Raw genomic sequence first — 20,175 nt, forward strand, 5'->3', positions numbered from 1 at the left:
AATAAATATTAGTTCAAAAGCCACCTTTAAGGTGGCTTTTGTATTTTGTTTATTTACCTTTGTGGTGTATGGATGCATTACATTATTCATTTATAGTGCCTGTTTTTAACAGGCCAGATGAAATCAAAGAACTTTTACAGAGTTTTTTAGGAATTGAGGGAGGTTTACCTTTTGAAATTGTAATAATAGAAGATGGATCAACAATTGATTGTAGAGCTGTTGTTAAGGATTATGAAGAGAGTTTAAATATCTCTTATTATTACAAGCCAAATTCTGGTCCTGGAGACTCCAGAAACTTTGGTATGTTAAAAGCTAAAGGCAACTATTTCATAATTTTAGATTCAGATTGTTTACTACCTCCTCAGTATTTGAACGTTGTAAATAGCGAACTTAAAAATGCTTATGTAGATTGTTTTGGTGGTCCTGATGCAGCAGATACATCTTTCACAAATTTGCAAAAGGCCATCAATTTTGCAATGACCTCATTTCTAACGACAGGAGGAATTAGGGGTTCGCAATTAAAAAATAAAAAATTCGAGCCAAGAAGTTTTAATATGGGTATTTCTAAAGCCGCATTTAAAGCTTCTGGAGGTTTTGGAAATATTCATCCAGGCGAGGATCCTGATTTATCCATAAGACTTACTCAGCTGGGTTTTAAAACCAAACTTTTTAAAGATGCGTTTGTATATCACAAACGTCGTATATCATGGTCTAAGTTTTATACGCAAGTACATAAATTTGGTATGGTTAGACCAATACTTAATTTATGGCATCCAAGTACCAATCGCTTTATTTTCTGGATGCCTACTTTATTTTGTTTAGGGTTTTTATTCGGACTTGTATGCGCTGTTTTTGGTGAATTTTTTGTGCTAATTGTTTTCGGAATATACATGGCTACAGCTTTTTTATCAGCTTTATTTCAAACCAAGAGTTTCGTCATTGCACTACAAGCAATTATTGCAATATTTGTTCAGTTTTTTGGTTATGGTTTTGGGTTTTTGAAATCTACTTTTGCTATTAAAGTTTTAAAAAAGAAACCGGAAACCTATTATCCTAATCTATTTTTTAAGAATGTTGTCTAAATTAAGATCTATATTAAATAAGTCCATAAAGAATAAAAAACTCAATGTTTTTGGTTTGTTCTTTTTGCTAGCATTTTTAATATTGGTACTTAGTAAATTGTCAAAATCCTATACGGAAGTCATTACAGTTGGTGTTAACTATGTTAATTTGCCTGATAATCGGGTATTAACTATGGATGAATCACCAGAGATTCATGTGGAGGTAACGACTTTTGGTTTCAATCTTTTAGGTTCCTATTTTTACGACAAAACTATTGCTATTGACTTATTAAATGATGCTTATATAAGTCATGATACCTACATTTGGATAGCCAATCGAGCATTGCCAAACATAGAAAAACAATTTGGTAAAAGTTTTAATATAGAATCTGTGAAGCCAGACACCTTAAAATTTCCGTTTGGGACGCTTTCTGTTAAAAAAGTACCTGTTAAACTTAATTCTAATGTTACCTATGCTTCAGGATATGATACATTAGATGGATTGGTTGTAACTCCAGATTCTATAAAAGTCATCGGTTCAGATACAGAGATTCAAAACATTAAACATATTGAAACTTCAGAATTGAATTTATTTAATATAAAGGAAAACATTGATGCGACTGTAAAGCTGAACCTTCCAGAAGTAGCGAACACCATAAAGCTATCTCAAAATGATATTTCAGTTAGAGCTGAGGTTCAAAAATTTACTGAAGGAACTCTTGAAATTCCAATCGTTATTAATAATCTTCCTTCACATACGAAAATTAATTACTTTCCAAAAACGATAAAAGTGTCATATGAAGTTAGTTTAAATGATTATAATTCAGTCAAGCCAGCAGGATTTAAGATTGAATGTGATTACTTAGAAATAGAAGCCTCTAATAAATCTTATTTTACACCTATATTTAAAAAAATACCTGCAAATGTCAAGCGTGTAAAGATGAAACAAGATAAAATTGAATACGTTATAACAGAATGATAATAGTTGGACTTACAGGAGGTATAGGAAGTGGAAAAAGCACTGTTGCTAAATTATTCGAAAGGTTAAGCATTCCAGTTTATATTGCAGATGATGAAGCAAAGCTCTTAATGAATAATTCCATCACTATCAAAGAAAAACTCTTGGCGTTATTTGGAGAAGCGGCTTATCTTGATGATAAACTTAACAGATCGTTTATTGCAGATACAATTTTCAATAATAAAACTTATTTAGATCGCATGAATGCCATTGTGCATCCAGAAGTCAAATCTCATTTTAAGAATTGGGTAAAGCTACAAGATGCGCCTTATGTCATAAAAGAAGCTGCTATTATTTTTGAACACAATCAGCAGGATCAGTATGATGTCATCATTTCGGTTGTTGCAAATAAAGACAATCGATTGAAACGTGTTATAGAAAGAGATCAAAGCACTCCCGAAAAAGTATTAGCGATCATGAAAAATCAAACAAATGATGTTGATAAAGCGAATCTTTCAGACTATGTTATTGTGAATAATGACAAAAACACATTAGAACATCAAGTACTTAAAATTCACAAGTCTATTCTAAAACGCATTGAAAATGAGGCAATATAGCTTTTGTGTTAATGTAAGGTTAAAGGGGAGTATATGTAAATGTTAAAATGTTAAATTTGAGCGATGGGCAAAAAGCTATTCATTTTGTTGGTGGTTTTAATGAGTTTATCACTCATAGGCATCATTTTCGTTCAGGCGTTTTTTATTAATAACACTTTAAAAAACGAGGAAAAAAACTTTACACTAAACGTAAAGCGTTCTTTGAGTTCGGTTTCAAAAGCAATTGAAGATAAAGAGTTTAAAGTGTATTCACAAAGACTCCAAAATCTAATCGAAAGTGGAGTAGACCCTGACTCAACAGCTATGCGACAAGTTTTCATTTTAGAACAAGATGATTTGTCAAATGAAACTAGAATTTATGGCAATGCCATCTCTGAAGAAAGTTTTAAAGTACCATCATTGTTCTTTGACATTGGTTTAGACAGTTTCAATTTAAGTCGTGTAAGAAATACGAGAATAACCGAAACCTACGATAATAGTACTATTGATGGAAACCGATCTATTAGCTTACAGAAGTCTATTAAAAACTTTAGTAATCTCACATTACTAGAAAAAGCTCAATTTGAGTCTATAACAAGAGATCAGTTTAAAAATATACCAATTTATAAACGAGTTTCTGTTGATGATGTCTCTTATCTTTTACAACAGCAACTTAATAATAATGGTATTGATACAGGTTTTGAATTTGCTATTTATGATAGAGATCTTGCAACTAAAGTACAGTCTGAAAATTTTGATTTAAATCCAGATTCAACCATCGGAATTCCTGTTTTTCTTGATAATGATAATCAAAGTGATTATATGCTTTATGTAGATTTTCCTCAGAGACGAAAGTTTTTATTATCATCTATACTGGGAATGATAGCCTTATCTATTTTGTTTACATCTATCATTGTCATTGCATATTCGAGTGCTATTTATCAATTGATAAAACAACGTCGAATTTCACAGATAAAAACAGATTTTATCAATAATATGACTCATGAATTTAAGACGCCAATTGCAACAATTAATCTGGCCTTAGATTCTATTCGAAATCCTAAAATAATAGGAGATCAAGAGAAAGTTATGCGTTATCTTAAAATGATTAAAGATGAAAACAAACGTATGAATGCTCAAGTTGAAAATGTTTTAAGAATTTCGAAATTAGAAAAAAATGAACTTAATATAAGTAAGGAACGAATCAAGTTACACGACATTATTGAAGATGCTGTGAGTCACATAGAATTGATTGTTGAAGATAGTAAGGGTTATGTTAAGGTGCATTTGGAGGCTGAAAAATCATCAGTTTTAGCAAATGAAACGCATTTTACTAATGTGATTGTTAACATATTAGATAATGCAGTGAAATACAGTCAATCGTCTCCTAAAATTGATGTCTATACAGAAAATGTAGGAAACAATATTATATTAAAAATTGCCGATCAAGGTAATGGAATGTCTAAACAAGTACAAAAAAGAGTGTTTGAAAAATTTTATCGAGAACACACAGGAAATGTACATAATGTTAAAGGTCATGGTTTAGGTTTGGCCTATGTTAAACGAATAGTAGATGATCATCAAGGTCATATATCAGTAGAAAGTGAAAAAGGAAAAGGTAGTGTATTTACAATAAAACTGCCATTAATATCATAAATTATGGAAGAACAAAACAAAAAAATACTATTAGTCGAAGATGATCCTAATTTTGGAACCGTTTTAAAAGACTATCTCAATATGAATGATTATGATGTTGTTCATGCTAAAAATGGAATGGAAGGTTTCGAAAAATTTAAGAAAGATGATTTTGATCTTTGTATCTTAGATGTCATGATGCCATATAAAGACGGATTTACATTGGCTAAAGAAATTCGTGAAAAAAATACAGATGTTCCAATCATATTCTTAACAGCAAAAGCGATGAAAGAAGATGTGTTAAAAGGCTATAAAGTAGGAGCAGACGACTATTTAAATAAACCTTTTGATAGTGAAGTTCTTTTGATGAAGATTAAAGCTATCATTCAGCGTAAAGCAACCGATACTATTGCAGATAGCAAACAGTTTGAATTTAAGATTGGAAGATTCGATTTAAATTCGAAACTTCGTTTCTTAAAATTCAACGGAAAAGATCCTATAAAATTATCTCCTAAGGAAAATGAATTACTTCGACTTCTAGCACTTCATGAAAATGATTTAATGCCAAGAGAGTTAGCACTTACTAAAATATGGAGAGATGATAATTATTTCACTTCTCGAAGTATGGATGTTTATATCGCTAAACTTAGAAAGTATTTAAAACTCGATGAAAACGTAGAAATTTTAAATATTCATGGTGAAGGATTTAGATTGGTAGTTAATCAAGATGTATAACAAACGAATTCACAATACAAAAATCCAGCAACATTGCTGGATTTTTTTGTATTAAAAAAGCCTATCAATATGATAGGCTTAAGTTTTAAAAAATCGAATTGAAATATTAGATAACTTTTACGTTAATTGCGTTTAATCCTTTTTTTCCTTCTGTTAAATCGAATTCTACTTCGTCACCTTCTCTAACCTCGTCGATTAAACCAGAAATGTGTACAAAATGTTCTTTGTTGTTGTCTTCTTCAGTGATGAATCCAAATCCTTTTGAATCGTTGAAGAATTTTACGGTACCTTTACTCATAATAAAAAATTGTATTTATTTAAGTGGCAAAAGTAGGTTTAATTAATTGAATAATAGTGTCTTTTACAATTTTATTTAAATTATTACTGCATTAGACATTTTTGCTGATCACTAATTGTTTTGATTATCGCTTCAATATCGGTGTTATAATCAAACCATATGGTCTCTGTATTTTTTTTAAACCAAGTGAGCTGGCGCTTTGCAAAACGTCTCGAGTTTTTTTTAATTTCTGAAATGGCTAAATCTAACGTCCATTCATGACTTAAAAACTTAAATAATTCTTTATAACCAACCGTATTTAATGCATTTAAATGTTGTTTTGAGCGTAAGCTGTTCACTTCATCTAATAGGCCTTCTAACATCATGAGGTCAACACGTCTATTTATTCTATCATAAATAACTTCTCGTTCTGATGTTAAGCCAATAGTTATAGTTTTAAAGGCTCTTGTTTTATTGGTTGATGTCAAAAAAGAGGAATAAGCTTGCTGACTTCCAATACAAACTTCCAAAGCTCTTATGAGTCGATGCGGATTATCAATTGCAATGGTATTGTAAGATTTTGGGTCTAAAGTTTTTAGCTGTTCTTGTAAAGACTCTATCCCTTGAGAATTTAATGTTTCATTTAATGCTAATCTTATGCTTGGATCAACACTTGGAAACTCATCCAGTCCTTTAGTAACAGCATCAACATAAAGTCCGGAACCACCTACCATGATGACACAATCTCGAGTTTTAAATAACTGGTCTAAGGTTTTAATGGCATCTTTCTCAAAATCTCCTACACTGTAATTGTCTTCAATAGATTTGTGATGAATAAAATGATGCTTTGCCGCAGCTAGTTCGGATGGAGTAGGAGCTGCTGTTCCAATGTGCATCTCTTTGTAAAATTGTCTTGAATCTGCTGAAATAATTTCAGTATCAAAATGATTTGCCAGTGTAATACCTAAGGCTGTTTTGCCAATGGCTGTTGGACCAACAATTGAAATGAGAAATTTAGTCATAATGTAATTTACAACCGCATTTATGGCAAAACTCTGCACCATCCTGATGTTTTTCTGCTAAGCAATTTATGCAACACTGAGAGTTTAGATGTACTTTTTCTAAATTTCGTCTTTCTTCATCAGAGATTTTGCTTTTTCCATCACCTGAAGCTTTTGTGTATTCAGCAGAAACAATCCCAGTAGGCACTGCAATAATACCATAACCCAAAATCATAATAATCGTAGCAATTAGTTGTCCGAGAGGTGTTTCAGGTGCAATATCCCCAAAACCAACTGTGGTAAGAGTTACAATACACCAATATACACTTTTTGGGATGTTATCAAAACCGTGATCTTCGCCTTCGACTAGGTACATAATGGTTCCAAAAATCACAGCGGCAATAAGCACTGCAAACAAAAATACAGCAATTTTAGCTCTGCTGGCTTTAATGGCATTAGCGAGTTGATTTGAAGCACCAAGGTAACGCGCTAATTTTAGAATTCTAAACACTCTAAGTAAACGCAACGCTCTCAGCGCAACTAAAGCATGAGAACCAGCTAGGAATAAAGAGATGTATTTAGGTAGTGTTGATAATAAATCAATAATTCCATAAAAACTTAAAATATACTTTAAGGGTTTTCTAACTGAAATGATACGAGCGATGTATTCAATACTAAATAAAATGGTAATAACCCATTCTGAAATATTTAAAAACGTATGGTATTTATCATCAAAACTTTTAACACTTTCCAGCATAACAAGTATTATACTAGCCAGAATTGCTATAAGTAAAATGATATCAAATAGCTTTCCGGAAGGCGTATCGGCTTCATAAATAATTTCATGAAGTTTATCTTTCCAGCTAATTTTTGTATTTTGGTCACTCATCGTATCAAAAGTAATAAAAAGATTAGTTCTTTTTGGTCAAAACGAGTATAGCGTTCTTTTGAACATCTACAACATCTTTCAACATGTCTTTAAGATAAGAATAAAAAACAGGATCATAGATGGCTTTATTGAAGTTTAATTTAAAGTAAACCAATACTGAATTCTCAGAGATACTATAATTACAGATCAATGAACCAGCATTTTCTGGAAGATTTAATTTTTTTGGTTCTGGGAGTTCTTCCACGAAATAATGTTCTCCAAGGTTTATTTTACAGGTATAGATGAAACTTTGCTCATAACCAAAATCTACAGGATAACTTCGTTCCTGAAGTTTAAATGGATTTTCGGGAAAGAATTCGATGACATACGGATTAAAATAAACTTTTTCGCCTATCAGTTCAAGAGATTTAGAAACATCAAACGACATGTGAAATGTAGAGTCAGTTTTTGTAATATTGTGATAATTAGCATTTGATAATTCAATATCACTTTTGGCATCAACTAACGTGTGTAAGGTTTTTTCAGAATCGCTAAAATATTGCTTTTTCGAGGCATATGCATTATAATCTGTACTCGTTAATTCAAATGCGCCATGTAGTTGGGTGTCTTCAAGATTTAATTGACCTCTGTAATTCATTATACTTGATTGGGACGGATTGATATCAAACCAAGAACTTCCCATTTTGGTATTAAATAAACGACCATATTGGTTAAGACATTTATAAGGAATTTGACCAAAACTCAAATAGTCATCGTTAGCATCTAACAGATAGGTCTCACCATCAATAGAGGCATGAACCAATACATAATTATAATCTGAAATTACAGGATAGATTTTAGTGATAAATCCATTTTCTCTGGTTGAAAGCAAAAGAGGTTTGACCTCAATATCATTTTCCAGGAGAAGATTATATAACAACATATTTATTTCAGTGGCTGTTCCTGTTTTTTCTTTTATCAAGTTTTTAAGTGATACATCATTGAAAAGTTTATGTTCACCATTCCAGTTATAATGATCTCTAACATAGTGGTAAATATCTTGAGTTTTTTCTAAATCATTTGTGGTGTTTATGGTGACGCCTTCTAATTCATTTCGAGCAAGATTTCCTTTCTTCATCATGCGACCAAAATCTGTTTCTCTTCTAATTTCAAGGTCTGTATCTTTCCATGATTTATTGATTTTATCGACTTTGCCGTCAAAGCCTCTAAAAACATTTAATTCATAATCTATTTTAGCCAAGTAATTTGACTCTGTCGTCATGTAATCTTCAGCAACAAAAGCTGGAATGTCCTTCATAGCATAGCGATATTCAGAACAATTTGATGATCCTCCTCCGTTAACTTCTAAACAACTGTATTTGATGTCTGCTTCATTGATGAAAAGTTTGCGTCCACCTACTAACTTAATATTATATTCCCAGTTTCCTGGAATACTCGCATTGTATTCGCTATAAAGTGTTGGAATGTCTTTTTGAAAAGCCCAACTTTTATATTTGAAAAAAAACGGAGAAATAAAAGTGTAGCTATAATTGATTACGCTTCCAGGTTGAATGTTTGGAAATGTAAATTTTACGATGGTGTAGTTATCGTTATATTTTTCTTCAATAATATCATCATCTGAAAGTTTAGTTTTTTCAATGATTCCGTTCTTTAGGTTATAAACGGTTGCTGTAATATCTTCAACAATTTCCTTTCTTCCAGAATCATTTGTGTATAATAGAATTTCTTCGGTAGCTTTATTAAAACCATCGCGATTTAAAATTTTAATTTTACGTTTTATTTCTGAGTGTAGTTTGAAGTCATCTCGGTCAATATAGCTATTGCCAATTTCATAAATTACGAGTGCATTTGCTGTGCTGTCTTTGCTAAATATATTTTGCTCTAAATCGGATTTGGTAACTAGAAGGTTTTCAGCATTGTATTCCGATTGAGAGTAGGTTACAGAACTGATAAAAACCACTAATAAGAAGGTTTTTAGTTTCATGGAGAAGGAAGTTTTACAATTTTTAAACGTTTATCGCGCCTTAAATGACTTTGAATAATATGCTGTGTGTCTCTGTTATTATCCATAGGAGTGATAATAGATTTTAAGACTTCAATATTTGTAATCTGATAATTTAAATCAAAAAAACCTAACCCTTTAAAGATGCCATTTTGAATATATAAAACACTGCGTTCATCAATATCTCGACCTTTATCAATAATTATCATGTCCTTATTGTCGTAGCTGTATTTTTCAATTAATTGAGAAACACGAGCATTGTAAGACTCAGGAGTTTCTTCTCCAATACAGGCACCAGAACATTCTTTAATCGTATAATTGAAACAACTGCTCTTGGTTGAGGATAGTCCAGTTAGTTTTTGACAAAGATTATAATCCTCAACAACTTTAAACATAAAACTTTTGGCACTTTGCCGATTGGTGAAAGTCGTTATCGGTTTTTTTTCATTATTGGCAGCATCTATATGTAATATGGTGTAACCCTTATCATCTTGATAACTATATAAAGCATGTGTAAAAATATGACGTCGTAGTGCTCTGTTGTGAATGGGTTTATTACGTTTAATTTCTTCACTTTCTTTTAATAAGGCCACGAGTTCACTACCCGTTTTTTCATAGGTCACCGAAGCGACTTGCAATTGTATTTTTTTAGATTTGGTACTAGCATCTGTTAAGTGCTGATTGACGCGATGTTTGATATTTTTGCTTTTCCCAATATAAATAATTTTACCATCAATATCATGAATATAATACACACCTGTAACCGCTGGCAAGGCGTCAATTATTGTTTTATGATTCGGATTTAAACGTCGTTCAGCAACAGCTTTTTTGACACTATTTTCAATAATGTATTTATCTAAATCTTTGTTAAGCAGCATTTTGAATAGCTTTACCGTAGCCATAGCATCACCATTAGCACGATGTCTGTCACTCACAGGAATTCCTAAAGATCTCGTTAGTTTTCCTAAACTATAGGATGGCTGACCCGGAATTAACTGTTTAGAAAGTTCAACAGTGCATAGGGTTTCGCGTTTAAAACCGAAGCCTAATCGCTTGAATTCTGTACGAAGGATGCGATAATCAAATTCTGAATTATGAGCTACAATTATGCAATCTTCTGTAATTTCTACAATGCGTTTGGCAACTTCATAAAATTTGGGCGCTGTTTTAAGCATGTTACTGTTAATACCAGTAAGATTGACGACAAAAGGTTGTATGTCTCTTTCAGGATTAACAAGGCTGATAAATTTATCTACGACTTTATGACCATCAAATTTATATATGGCTATTTCGGTGATTCCTTCTTCATTGTACTTTCCGCCAGTCGTTTCTATGTCTAATATTGCGTAAATAGGATTGTAATTTAGTTTGAATAATGTCTTGCTCCAAATATACTACTTCCAACTCTAATCATGGTACTTCCACAATCAATTGCAAGTTGATAATCACTACTCATTCCCATTGAAATTGTTTGAAGCTCACAATTTGAAGTTTGAATCGGTTTAAGGTCTTCAAATATAGTCTTAAGTCGCTTGAATTCTGCTTCAATCTGGGTTGAATCGTCAGTAAATGTAGCCATTCCCATAACTCCAGTAATACAAACATTAGTTAAGGAAGTCAGAGCTTCAGAAGTGATTAGTTTTTTTACATCTTCAGAAGACATTCCAAATTTCGTGTCTTCTTCAGCTATTTTTATTTGAAGTAAACAGTTAATAACTCTGTCGTGCTTTTTTGCTTGTTTATTGATTTCTTTCAGAAGCTTAAAACTATCCACACCATGAACTAGACTTACAAATTCGGCCATATATTTTACCTTATTTCGCTGCACATGACCAATCATATGCCATTTTATGTCTTTTGGCATTTGTTCATATTTTTCAACCATTTCCTGAATTTTATTCTCTCCAAAAATACGTTGTCCTGCATCGTAAGCTTCCATCAAATCTGATACAGGTTTTGTTTTTGAAACAGCAACTAATGTGACGTGTTCAGGTAATTGAGATTTAATATCGTTTAAATTTTGCCTTATGCTCATTTGAATAGTTTGTTGTAAAGTTGTAAAGTTGTAACGTTGTAAAGATGTTGAGTTTTTAACTTAACGACTAAATAACAATCAACTAAACTTAATTTTAAAATTCATAAACTGTAATGCCACTTCTCAGTTTTGGAAGAATATAAGTGCTTTTTGGAGGCATTTTTAAGCCTTCGTCAGCAATTTGCTTCATTTGTTCAACGGTTGTCGGACACATACCAAAGCCAACCATAAATTCACCACTATCGACGCTACTTTTAATTGTAATCATTTCGTGCCTTCCGTTTACATATTCAATTCTATTATCGTTTCGTAAATCATGAATGCCTAAAACTGGCTGTAAAATAGTTTCATATAAAAGCTGCGCATCAAGCTGGTCTAAAGCGGTATTAAATTCATAACTGGTTTTTCTTAAGTATAAAGAATAAAATTCACCGTCTAAATACATGCTGAAATGATGTGGTTTGGACGGACTGTAAGGCATAATGCCTCTGTTTTCAATTCGATATAAAGCATCCAGTTGGATTAAAAATTCCTCTTTGCTTAAACCATTTAAATCTTTTACTAATCTGTTAAATTCATGAATCACCAATTCAGATTCAGGAATGAGATATGACATAAAAAAATTATAAGCTTCAGAACCATTGTGATTTGGATTATTTGCTTTTTCATCTGCATATAACAAATACGAAGAAGCCGAGCGATGATGACCATCTGCTATGTAAATGGTATTCATTTTCTCAAATTCTTTCTGAATCACAGCAATAGTGTTTTCATCATCAAGCTTCCATAAGTAATGCGTATCTCTATAGGTCATGGTAAACTCAAATTCGGCATAACTTTTTTGAGTTTCTTTAATAATTTCAGAAATGATAGCATTATCAGGATAGGTGAGTAGAACAGGTTCTGCGTTAAAACCGACTGTTTTTAAGTAAGTTTTAAATGTTTCTTCACGTTTAGCTAACGTATCTTCATGTTTTTTGATGACATCATTTTCATAATCTTCAGCACTTGTTGCAGCAATAATGCCACTAAATTTTTGTCCGTGTCTATTGACAATCTTATAAACATAAAACGAAGGCTTTTTATCTTGAACAAAAATGCCATCCTCTTTAAATTCCAAATACCTATTCTTAACCAGTTTGTAGCGGTCTTCACCAGTAATCACTTGATCGTATTTATAACCAGGATTTACGATATGAAGAAAACTAAACGGATTATAATCCATGCGAGATTCGCGCTCATCTACAGTATAACTTTGATAAGGTCTTGCAGCAACCAAGCCTACTATAGCTCTTGTTGGCCTTACGGCTTTAAAAGGAATTACTTTTGCCATGATTTAAGTAATTATGGAATAGGAATTAGTTGTGTTCATTACTTATGCCTAATGCCATTTTACTTTTGAAATTGTTTTGACACACGTTCTGCTTTTCTACTTTCAGAGTAATCATAGAAACCTTCACCAGATTTCACGCCTAATTTACCAGCTCTCACCATATTTACTAATAGAGGACAAGGTGCGTATTTCGGATTTTTAAATCCGTCATACATCACATTCAAAATTGATAAACAAACATCAAGTCCGATAAAATCAGCTAATTGTAATGGACCCATTGGATGTGCCATTCCTAATTTCATAACGGTATCAATGTCGCTAACACCAGCAACACCATTGTAAAGTGTTTCAATAGATTCGTTTATCATTGGCATTAAAATTCGGTTTGCCACAAATCCAGGATAATCATTCACTTCTGTTGGAATTTTACCTAGTGTTTTTGATAATTCCATAATGGTTTTAGTTACCTCATCACTAGTGTTGTAACCACGAATTATTTCAACTAATTTCATGATTGGAACAGGATTCATGAAGTGCATACCAATGACCATTTCTGGTCGAGACGTTACAGCTGCAATTTGAGTAATTGAAATTGAAGACGTGTTTGTAGCTAAGATAGTGTCTTCAGGACAAGCTTCGTCTAATTGCTTGAAAATCTTTAGCTTTAAATCGATGTTCTCAGTGGCCGCTTCAACGACCAGACTTGCATATTCAACACCTTCAGTTACACTTGTGAATGTTGTAATATTATCTAGTGTTGTTTGTTTATCGGCTTCAGTAATTTTTTCTTTGGCCACCATACGATCTAAATTTTTGGCAATGGTGTCCATTCCTCGTTTTAAAGAGGCTTCACTTATGTCTATTAATTGTACTTTAAATCCAGATTGAGCAAAAGTGTGGGCAATTCCGTTTCCCATCGTTCCAGCTCCAATAACAGCTACATTTTTCATTAGTTTTGATTTGAAATTTAATATGTTTTATTCATTTTGTAGAACCTTGAGCTAATTTAAAACTGGTCTATAATCATAGTCGCAACGCGTAATGCTTCAGTACCATCATGAAGCGTAACCACTGGAGTAGTATTATTGTTTATAGCGTCTGCGAAGGTTTCTAATTCATCCAAAATAGCATTGTTATTTGCAACATCAGGATTATCAAAATAGATTTGTTTTTTGATGCCTTCAGCATTTTGTAGAATCATATCAAAATCACCAGGTTGCTCAGGTGCATCTTTCATTTTGACTACTTCACATTTCTTTTCTAGAAAATCAACAGAGATGTATGCATCTTTTTGAAAAAAGCGAGTTTTACGCATGTTTTTTAGCGAAATTCGACTTGCAGTTAAATTGGCAACACAGCCGTTTTCAAATTCAATACGAGCATTCGCAATATCTGGTGTGTCACTAATAACTGAAACACCACTTGCAGACACATTTTTCACTTTAGATTTTACAACACTTAAGATGATATCGATATCATGAATCATCAAATCTAATACCACAGGAACATCAGTACCACGAGGATTAAATTCGGCCAAGCGATGGGTTTCAATAAACATCGGATTTTTGATTTGTTCCTTAACTGCAATAAAGGCTGGATTAAATCGCTCTACATGACCAACTTGACCTCGAATATCATGCTCTGCTAATAGTTCTCTAATATGTTCGGCTTCTTCAACAGTATTCGTAATGGGTTTTTCTATAAAAATATGTTTTCCTTTGGCAATTGCCTTTTTTGCGCAGTCATAATGTGATAGCGTTGGTGTTACAATATCCACCATATCCACAGCATCAATAAGCGCTTCAATAGTATCAAAGTAAGTATACCCAAACTCTTCTACTACTTTTTTTGCATTCGTTTCGTCTGCATCATAAAAACCAACAAGGTCATATTTTTCAGATTGATTAAGAAGTCTTAAATGAATTTTACCCAGGTGACCAGCACCAAGAACACCAGCTTTTAGCATTGTTTTACGTTTTTAACAAAAATAAGATTTTTCAAAGTTTATTTATGTGAATTTTACAATAAATAATGTCACTTTTTGGCTAGTTGATAAAACTATGAGATTTAACTTTCAGTATAAAAATGTTTCAATTATTTTTACCTAGTAAACTTAACTACTTTGAAAGACACATTTAAACACAAGGGCTTACGACAACAACTTGTCGCTATTTTAGAAGCTAAAGGTATTAAAGACGAAAAGGTATTGGATGCCATCGGTAAAATTCCGAGACATCTTTTTATGGATTCTAGTTTTTTAGACCATGCCTATCAGGACAAAGCATTTCCCATTGCTGCTGATCAAACCATTTCACAACCCTATACAGTGGCTTTTCAGAGTGAATTATTACACATTAAACCTGGTCACAAGGTTTTGGAAATAGGAACAGGAAGCGGTTATCAAACAGCTGTTTTATGTTTGTTAGGTGCCAAAGTCTTTAGTATTGAGCGGCAGCATGAGCTGTATAAGAAAACCAGTAAATTTTTACCTAAATTAGGATACAGAGCTAAGAAACTCATTTTTGGTGATGGTTACATTGGTTTGGAAGAAGAAGCGCCTTTTGATAGTATTATTGTCACGGCAGGCGCACCTTTTGTTCCGAAACCTTTATTGAGTCAATTAAAAATAGGAGGACGTTTGGTTATTCCTGTTGGTGATGAGGTTCAAATAATGACTTTGTTTATTAGGAAAGGACCAAAAGAGTTTGAGCAACATGAGTTCGGAGAATTTAGATTTGTACCTTTACTAGAAGATAAAAACTAGACGATGAAAAAAATAACACTTTTATGTACATTATTGACGCAATTAGTAGTGTCTCAAAATTATACCGAGTACGCAACTGGAAGTTCTACAGATGTGGATACAAATCATGAGTTTGGTATTTGTATGATGGGAGGAGCTAGTGAAAATGATAATGCCATGATTTGGTTTTTAAATAAGGCTAATGGAGGAGATGTGGTCGTTTTAAGAGCATCTGGAAGTGATGGTTATAACGACTATTTTTATACAGATCTAGGAGTAGCGATAAACTCAGTCACTACATTTGTGATTAATAATGAAGCTGGAGCGATAGATCCATATGTGCTTGATAAAGTTGCTAATGCTGAGGCAATTTGGTTTGCAGGTGGTGATCAGTTTGATTATGTGAGTTTTTTTAAGGATAATGCCATGGAAGACACTCTAAATAGTTTCATAAACACAAAACAAGGTGTGATTGGTGGAACCAGTGCTGGAATGGCCATTTTAGGAAGCGGTTATTTCTCTGCTGAAAATGGAACAGTAACCAATGCTCAAGCCTTGTCAGATCCTTACCATAATAGGATGACTTTAGGTTATAATGACTTTTTAGAGATTCCGTTTTTAGAGCATGTGATTACAGATACACATTACGATGATCCAGATCGAAGAGGTCGTCATGCTGCTTTTTTAGCACGATATGCCACTGATAATAATACTTATGCTTTAGGAATAGCATGCAACGAATATACTGCAGTTTGTATTGATAATTTTGGTCGAGCTTATGTGTATGGAGATTATCCCAATTATCCTGAATACGCGTATTTTTTAAATTCATTTTGCACTTTTGAAAATGAACAAGATTTTTTACCTGAAAATTGTGTGCCTGGACAGCCATTAACGTGGAATATAAATGGAGAAGCTCTGCAAGTGGTTAAAATACCTGGAACACCTAATGGAGATTATTATACTTATGTTAGCGGTTTTGGTTTTGGAAATCCGTATGAAACATTTTGGGAAAATTGGTCTGTGAATAATGGTTCATTTTCTACAACTTCAACTACAAATCCATACTGTGATTTGCTAGGTGTTTCTGAATATCAGCGAGGAACAATTTCTGTGAGGCCAAATCCGTTTCAGAATGTGATCTCTATTGAATCTCAACTCGTTAATTTTGATGTGAAGCTTTATGATAGCTTCGGAAAGCAGGTTGCAAAGTTTCAAAATCAGGCGCAAATTGATACCTCAAATTTGGCTTCAGGATTGTATTTTATGAGCGTTTCTTCTGAAGGTTTACAAGAAACGTTTAAGCTGATAAAAAACTAAACAGACTAATCTTCAGAAAGAATTGTTATCGTTTGTTGTTGGTCTTTCGGTTGTTTAATTCTTACAACTATGGTTTTATAAATCCATTTTGTTTCGACTTTATTTGTAATAATATCAAGTTTTGCTTTTCCTTTAGTGCCAATAATTCGAATGGATGATTTTACCTTGGTGTTATCTTCAGAATAGTTCACCTGACCTTCTAATATCGCAAGTTGATCAATAGGTTCTATGTCGCCTAAAATCGTCTTGACCGTTTCATTTGTATTGACTTTTTCTAGAGCTTTGCTGTATAATTCAGTGTCAGAATAAGCTAAAGTTAAGTCAGAAGTCATCTTGTTTAATCCAGAAGAAAAGAATACAACCAGTAATAAAGACACTAAAATTGTTGGTACAAACCACTTCAAGTGACGTTGCATCCAGTTTCCTTGTCTTATATCATTATTGCTCAAAATTTTTGATTTTAAAAGAATTTCAATCCAAATAAAACAGCATCACTTGCAAAGCCACTTTGGTAAGATCTTACATAGTCAACTCGTAAAAAACGCCATTTTCCCCAACCAATATTGTCTAAACCAATTGTATATTCCTGATATGGTTTGAAATCTGGAGTTGCTAAAGTATGAGCACCAATGACTAAATTGAAATTAAGTTTTTTCAATAACGGAATTCTGCTCAGAATAAATCCGTTAAAATCGTGTTCAGCATGCATTTCTAAATACGAATCATTCGTACTTAAATCATAATACCCGAGATTGTTAAAGACATCCGTATAATTTCCTGATCTGCTTACATGAATTTGGTTTCCGTTGAAATGTTGGAAATCGACGAATGATATATCATCTGCATTAAAGAATTTTCCAGCTCTGATGTTATAACTGAATCGACCTTTATTAGATATATTAAACGACTGATAAAGTCTTGCTTTTACCTGATCAAAATTATAATCTTCATTGGTTGCACCTAATGCTTTTTCATAACCAACGAGTAGTGTAGGATACTTATCTTTGGTAATATTGAATTTACTATCAGGATAACTCAAGTATTCTTGTCCGAAATTAATTCGTGCAGCCACATTCAGCTTCACTAAGTTATGTGTTTCAAAAGGAGCAATGCCATAAGCCGATTCATCTAAAGGATTATTGCTGGTATAGACATCGTCGTCTTCTGGATAAAACACTTGTTCAGTAGTGTTAAATAAAGCCTTACGTCTTTCATAGCTCAAGGTTGTATACAATCGGAATCCGTTAAATAGTTCTTCGGAATAACTAGCCTGAACAAAACTACGATCATACAACTTCATATAATTGTCTTCAAAAAACAAAGATGCAACCGTGTTTTCAAATCTTGAAATAGGTTCGGTAGCATTAAATTGAGTTGCCTGGATTCCTCCGGAAAGCGTTAAAAACGGTCTACTTGTGTTATTAAATTTATAGGTCGCAGATAGTGTGCCTCTCAATCGATCGTCACTAAATCCGTAATTGATATTTCCATTTACGGTTAAGAAGCGTTTATACTCATCGAAATTTTTAGTGTAGAAACCACCAATATTTCCATTCCAGCCTTGAACAGTATTGAAACTAATGGCTTCAATTGGAGAGGTAATTCCAGCGCTCCAGTTTTCATACGTATTATTAAAGGTGTAGCCTCCAATGATATTGCTGACCTTGAATTTATTATTCACCTTATCAACAGAATCCTTATACACTTTAGAGTCTTTTACAATTTGAATGCTATCCTTTTTGATGTAGTCTGTTATCTCTTCTTCAGTCAACGGGACAGGTCTAATTGAAGTCCAGAACAACGAATCTTTTTTATTAGCTTCTTCAGCAAAAGACACAATTTCTTTAGAAAAGTCTTTACGTGTCAAACCAGGATTAATACTATAATTACTATACACAGCCGTGAATCGGCCATCACCTTTGATGCCAAACAGACCATATTTAAAATCGATGTTTTGGGACATTTTGGTCCAAATTTTATTCTGTTCAGAGTATGCATAATTCTGGGTAATGGTGATTTTATCTACTGCAGGAATTCGGGCTTGTACTCCAGTAATATCGAGTTCGGCAGCATAGATCGTCCATTGGTCTTCAACAATGTAAATAAACCCTTCAAAAACCGGATCGTTTTCACGACGAGGTATGGCTTTGATTTTATTAATGAGGTTTCCTCTGTCATCATAAAAAACACCTTCTAATGTATAGCGATAATAACCAAAGGCATTATTAGCGATTGGAGAGATGATTTGATTGCCAAGTTCGATGGTGTTATTGTATAAATCAAATTCTACGTCGATAGCATTATTAAAGCTAAATCCCTTATCATCACCACTGACTTTTGAAGCCAGTATCTTTTCTTTGAGTTTATTTGGTCTTAAAAATTCCAATTTTGAGATGGTCTCAGATAAATAAATCACACCACTTCGAGTTGAATCTAATCCACCACCAAGATCTCCAATGTCTTGTCCGAGAATCTTTTCAGGAGCATCTTTAATTCTGATCAGACCACGAGAATAGAAATCGGCTTTATAACTCTGAATTTTCTCAAGATTTTCCTTTCGCTTGGCTATGGCTTGCCTCATGATAACATTTGCAGGATTCTCACCAGTTGTGATTACCACTTCATTTAAAGAAATTTCTTCATCAGCTAAAGATGCATCAAGTTCGTAAGGAAATGATTCAATATTTACAGTTTTTTTTACGGTTTTATAGCCTAAAAATTGAAACACTACAGTATAAGTATTAGGTTCAGTGATGTTGAGTTCATAATTGCCATCTTCATTACTGGTTGTGCCTTTATAGGTGTTTTCAATAAAAATATTTACGAAAGGTAATGGCTTGTCTTTTGTATCTGTAACGGTTCCTTTAATTTGTGCATTTGAAATGCCTACAAAAAGTAATAAAAGAGTAGAGAGTAGTTTTGTCTTCATATGGTAATTGATGGTCTTTATACTATAGACACACTTTTAATGGAAAAGGTTGCCTGATGATTGTCAAACTTAGGCAATTAAATAGATGTCGATTGTTAAACAATACTAAATAAAACTAATGTAATAGTTAAATTTTATTCTACAATTAAGATGCCAAAAGAGTTCATCTATTTGTAGATTTTTTTGATACGATCTAAGTTTCGTTTATTGTCACGATCTTTGATGCTATCGCGCTTGTCGAATAATTTTTTACCTTTTCCTAAGGCAATTTCCAGTTTGGCTAAACCTTTGTCATTGATAAACAAACGTAGCGGAATAATAGCATTTCCTTTGATATTAACCTCTTTTTCAAGCTTTTTGAGTTCACGTTTATTGAGTAATAATTTTCGTTCTGCTTTTGGTTTGTGATTATAATAATTACCATACATATATTCTTGAATGGTCATGTTAATCACAAACAACTCACCTTTATCATTAAACTCGCAAAACCCTTCAGCAATAGAGGCTTTGCTATCTCGAATGGATTTGATTTCGGTACCAGTTAATACAATTCCAGCAGTGTAAGTATCGAGAATTTCGTACTCAAACTTTGCTTTCTTATTCTTAATGTTAACTGGTTTTTGCATAGACACAAAGGTAGTTTTAATAGTTAAAAGTAAAA

General features: G+C 32.8%; 19 protein-coding genes. 7 read left to right on the plus strand and 12 right to left on the minus strand.

What is annotated here, in order from left to right; genetic code table 11:
* Positions 1 to 68 precede the first annotated feature (68 nt).
* The 5 genes from TD18_RS13920 (at position 69) to TD18_RS13940 (ending at position 4,985) form a co-directional block, all read left to right on the plus strand.
* The gene (locus TD18_RS13920) at positions 69 to 1,082 is read left to right on the plus strand and encodes a glycosyltransferase (protein WP_040253732.1); all 1,014 of its coding nucleotides are present in this window, start codon (positions 69 to 71) and stop codon (positions 1,080 to 1,082) included.
* Positions 1,072 to 2,040, plus strand: coding sequence for a CdaR family protein (locus TD18_RS13925; RefSeq protein ID WP_052461192.1), 969 nt, complete (start codon positions 1,072 to 1,074; stop codon positions 2,038 to 2,040). Before TD18_RS13920 ends, TD18_RS13925 begins: the two co-directional genes overlap by 11 nt.
* Positions 2,037 to 2,636, plus strand: coding sequence for a dephospho-CoA kinase (gene coaE, locus TD18_RS13930; RefSeq protein ID WP_040253733.1), 600 nt, complete (start codon positions 2,037 to 2,039; stop codon positions 2,634 to 2,636). Before TD18_RS13925 ends, coaE begins: the two co-directional genes overlap by 4 nt.
* Before the next feature lie 63 nt (positions 2,637 to 2,699).
* Positions 2,700 to 4,271 carry a sensor histidine kinase gene (locus TD18_RS13935; RefSeq protein WP_040253736.1) on the plus strand — a complete coding sequence of 524 codons (1,572 nt, stop codon included), beginning with the start codon at positions 2,700 to 2,702 and terminating at the stop codon, positions 4,269 to 4,271.
* Positions 4,272 to 4,274: 3 nt separating this feature from the next.
* Complete coding sequence (locus TD18_RS13940; protein ID WP_040253739.1) at positions 4,275 to 4,985, plus strand: response regulator transcription factor; 711 nt, start codon at positions 4,275 to 4,277, stop codon at positions 4,983 to 4,985.
* A gap of 106 nt (positions 4,986 to 5,091) precedes the next feature.
* On the opposite strand, the gene TD18_RS13945 is transcribed toward TD18_RS13940, so the two are convergent.
* The 9 genes from TD18_RS13945 to TD18_RS13985 form a co-directional block, all read right to left on the minus strand.
* Positions 5,092 to 5,283 carry a cold-shock protein gene (locus TD18_RS13945; RefSeq protein WP_040253741.1) on the minus strand — a complete coding sequence of 64 codons (192 nt, stop codon included), beginning with the start codon at positions 5,281 to 5,283 and terminating at the stop codon, positions 5,092 to 5,094.
* 83 nt (positions 5,284 to 5,366) lie between these two features.
* Complete coding sequence (gene miaA, locus TD18_RS13950; protein ID WP_040253742.1) at positions 5,367 to 6,284, minus strand: tRNA (adenosine(37)-N6)-dimethylallyltransferase MiaA; 918 nt, start codon at positions 6,282 to 6,284, stop codon at positions 5,367 to 5,369.
* Positions 6,277 to 7,152 (minus strand): ion transporter, encoded by an 876-nt coding sequence (locus TD18_RS13955; RefSeq protein WP_040253745.1) that lies wholly within the window; start codon positions 7,150 to 7,152, stop codon positions 6,277 to 6,279. The genes miaA and TD18_RS13955 overlap by 8 nt, the downstream gene beginning before the upstream one ends.
* Positions 7,153 to 7,174: 22 nt before the next feature.
* Positions 7,175 to 9,136: a DUF3857 domain-containing protein gene (locus TD18_RS13960; protein WP_040253747.1), complete on the minus strand. Its 1,962-nt coding sequence runs from the start codon at positions 9,134 to 9,136 to the stop codon at positions 7,175 to 7,177.
* Positions 9,133 to 10,506, minus strand: a complete 1,374-nt coding sequence (locus tag TD18_RS13965; RefSeq protein WP_040253749.1) for an exonuclease domain-containing protein — start codon at positions 10,504 to 10,506, stop codon at positions 9,133 to 9,135. The genes TD18_RS13960 and TD18_RS13965 overlap by 4 nt, the downstream gene beginning before the upstream one ends.
* Positions 10,507 to 10,517: 11 nt before the next feature.
* Positions 10,518 to 11,189, minus strand: coding sequence for a YggS family pyridoxal phosphate-dependent enzyme (locus TD18_RS13970; protein WP_040253751.1), 672 nt, complete (start codon positions 11,187 to 11,189; stop codon positions 10,518 to 10,520).
* A gap of 94 nt (positions 11,190 to 11,283) precedes the next feature.
* On the minus strand, positions 11,284 to 12,522 hold the full coding sequence (locus TD18_RS13975; RefSeq protein WP_040253754.1) for a DUF1015 domain-containing protein: 1,239 nt from the start codon (positions 12,520 to 12,522) through the stop codon (positions 11,284 to 11,286).
* Positions 12,523 to 12,581: 59 nt separating this feature from the next.
* The gene (locus TD18_RS13980) at positions 12,582 to 13,472 is read right to left on the minus strand and encodes a 3-hydroxyacyl-CoA dehydrogenase family protein (protein ID WP_040253755.1); all 891 of its coding nucleotides are present in this window, start codon (positions 13,470 to 13,472) and stop codon (positions 12,582 to 12,584) included.
* A 56-nt stretch (positions 13,473 to 13,528) separates the two neighbouring features.
* Entirely contained in the window at positions 13,529 to 14,488 is a 960-nt protein-coding gene (locus TD18_RS13985) for a Gfo/Idh/MocA family protein (protein ID WP_040253757.1), read from the minus strand.
* A 156-nt stretch (positions 14,489 to 14,644) separates the two neighbouring features.
* Between TD18_RS13985 and TD18_RS13990 the strand changes: the two genes are divergently transcribed.
* Entirely contained in the window at positions 14,645 to 15,286 is a 642-nt protein-coding gene (locus TD18_RS13990) for a protein-L-isoaspartate(D-aspartate) O-methyltransferase (RefSeq protein WP_040253760.1), read from the plus strand.
* 3 nt (positions 15,287 to 15,289) lie between these two features.
* Complete coding sequence (locus tag TD18_RS13995) at positions 15,290 to 16,585, plus strand: T9SS type A sorting domain-containing protein (protein WP_040253764.1); 1,296 nt, start codon at positions 15,290 to 15,292, stop codon at positions 16,583 to 16,585.
* Between the two features lie 5 nt (positions 16,586 to 16,590).
* Here the strand turns inward: TD18_RS13995 and TD18_RS14000 are convergent, their stop codons facing one another.
* The 3 genes from TD18_RS14000 to smpB form a co-directional block, all read right to left on the minus strand.
* Positions 16,591 to 17,034 (minus strand): cytochrome c oxidase assembly factor Coa1 family protein, encoded by a 444-nt coding sequence (locus TD18_RS14000; protein WP_040253766.1) that lies wholly within the window; start codon positions 17,032 to 17,034, stop codon positions 16,591 to 16,593.
* 11 nt (positions 17,035 to 17,045) lie between these two features.
* A complete protein-coding gene (locus tag TD18_RS14005; RefSeq protein WP_040253768.1) occupies positions 17,046 to 19,514 on the minus strand; it encodes a DUF5686 and carboxypeptidase regulatory-like domain-containing protein in 2,469 nt (822 codons plus the stop codon).
* A 167-nt stretch (positions 19,515 to 19,681) separates the two neighbouring features.
* Positions 19,682 to 20,140, minus strand: coding sequence for an SsrA-binding protein SmpB (gene smpB, locus TD18_RS14010; RefSeq protein ID WP_040253771.1), 459 nt, complete (start codon positions 20,138 to 20,140; stop codon positions 19,682 to 19,684).
* Between the last annotated feature and the right edge of the window lie 35 nt (positions 20,141 to 20,175).

The organism is Psychroserpens mesophilus (assembly GCF_000826645.1).
Taxonomy (GTDB): Bacteria; Bacteroidota; Bacteroidia; order Flavobacteriales; family Flavobacteriaceae; genus Psychroserpens; species Psychroserpens mesophilus.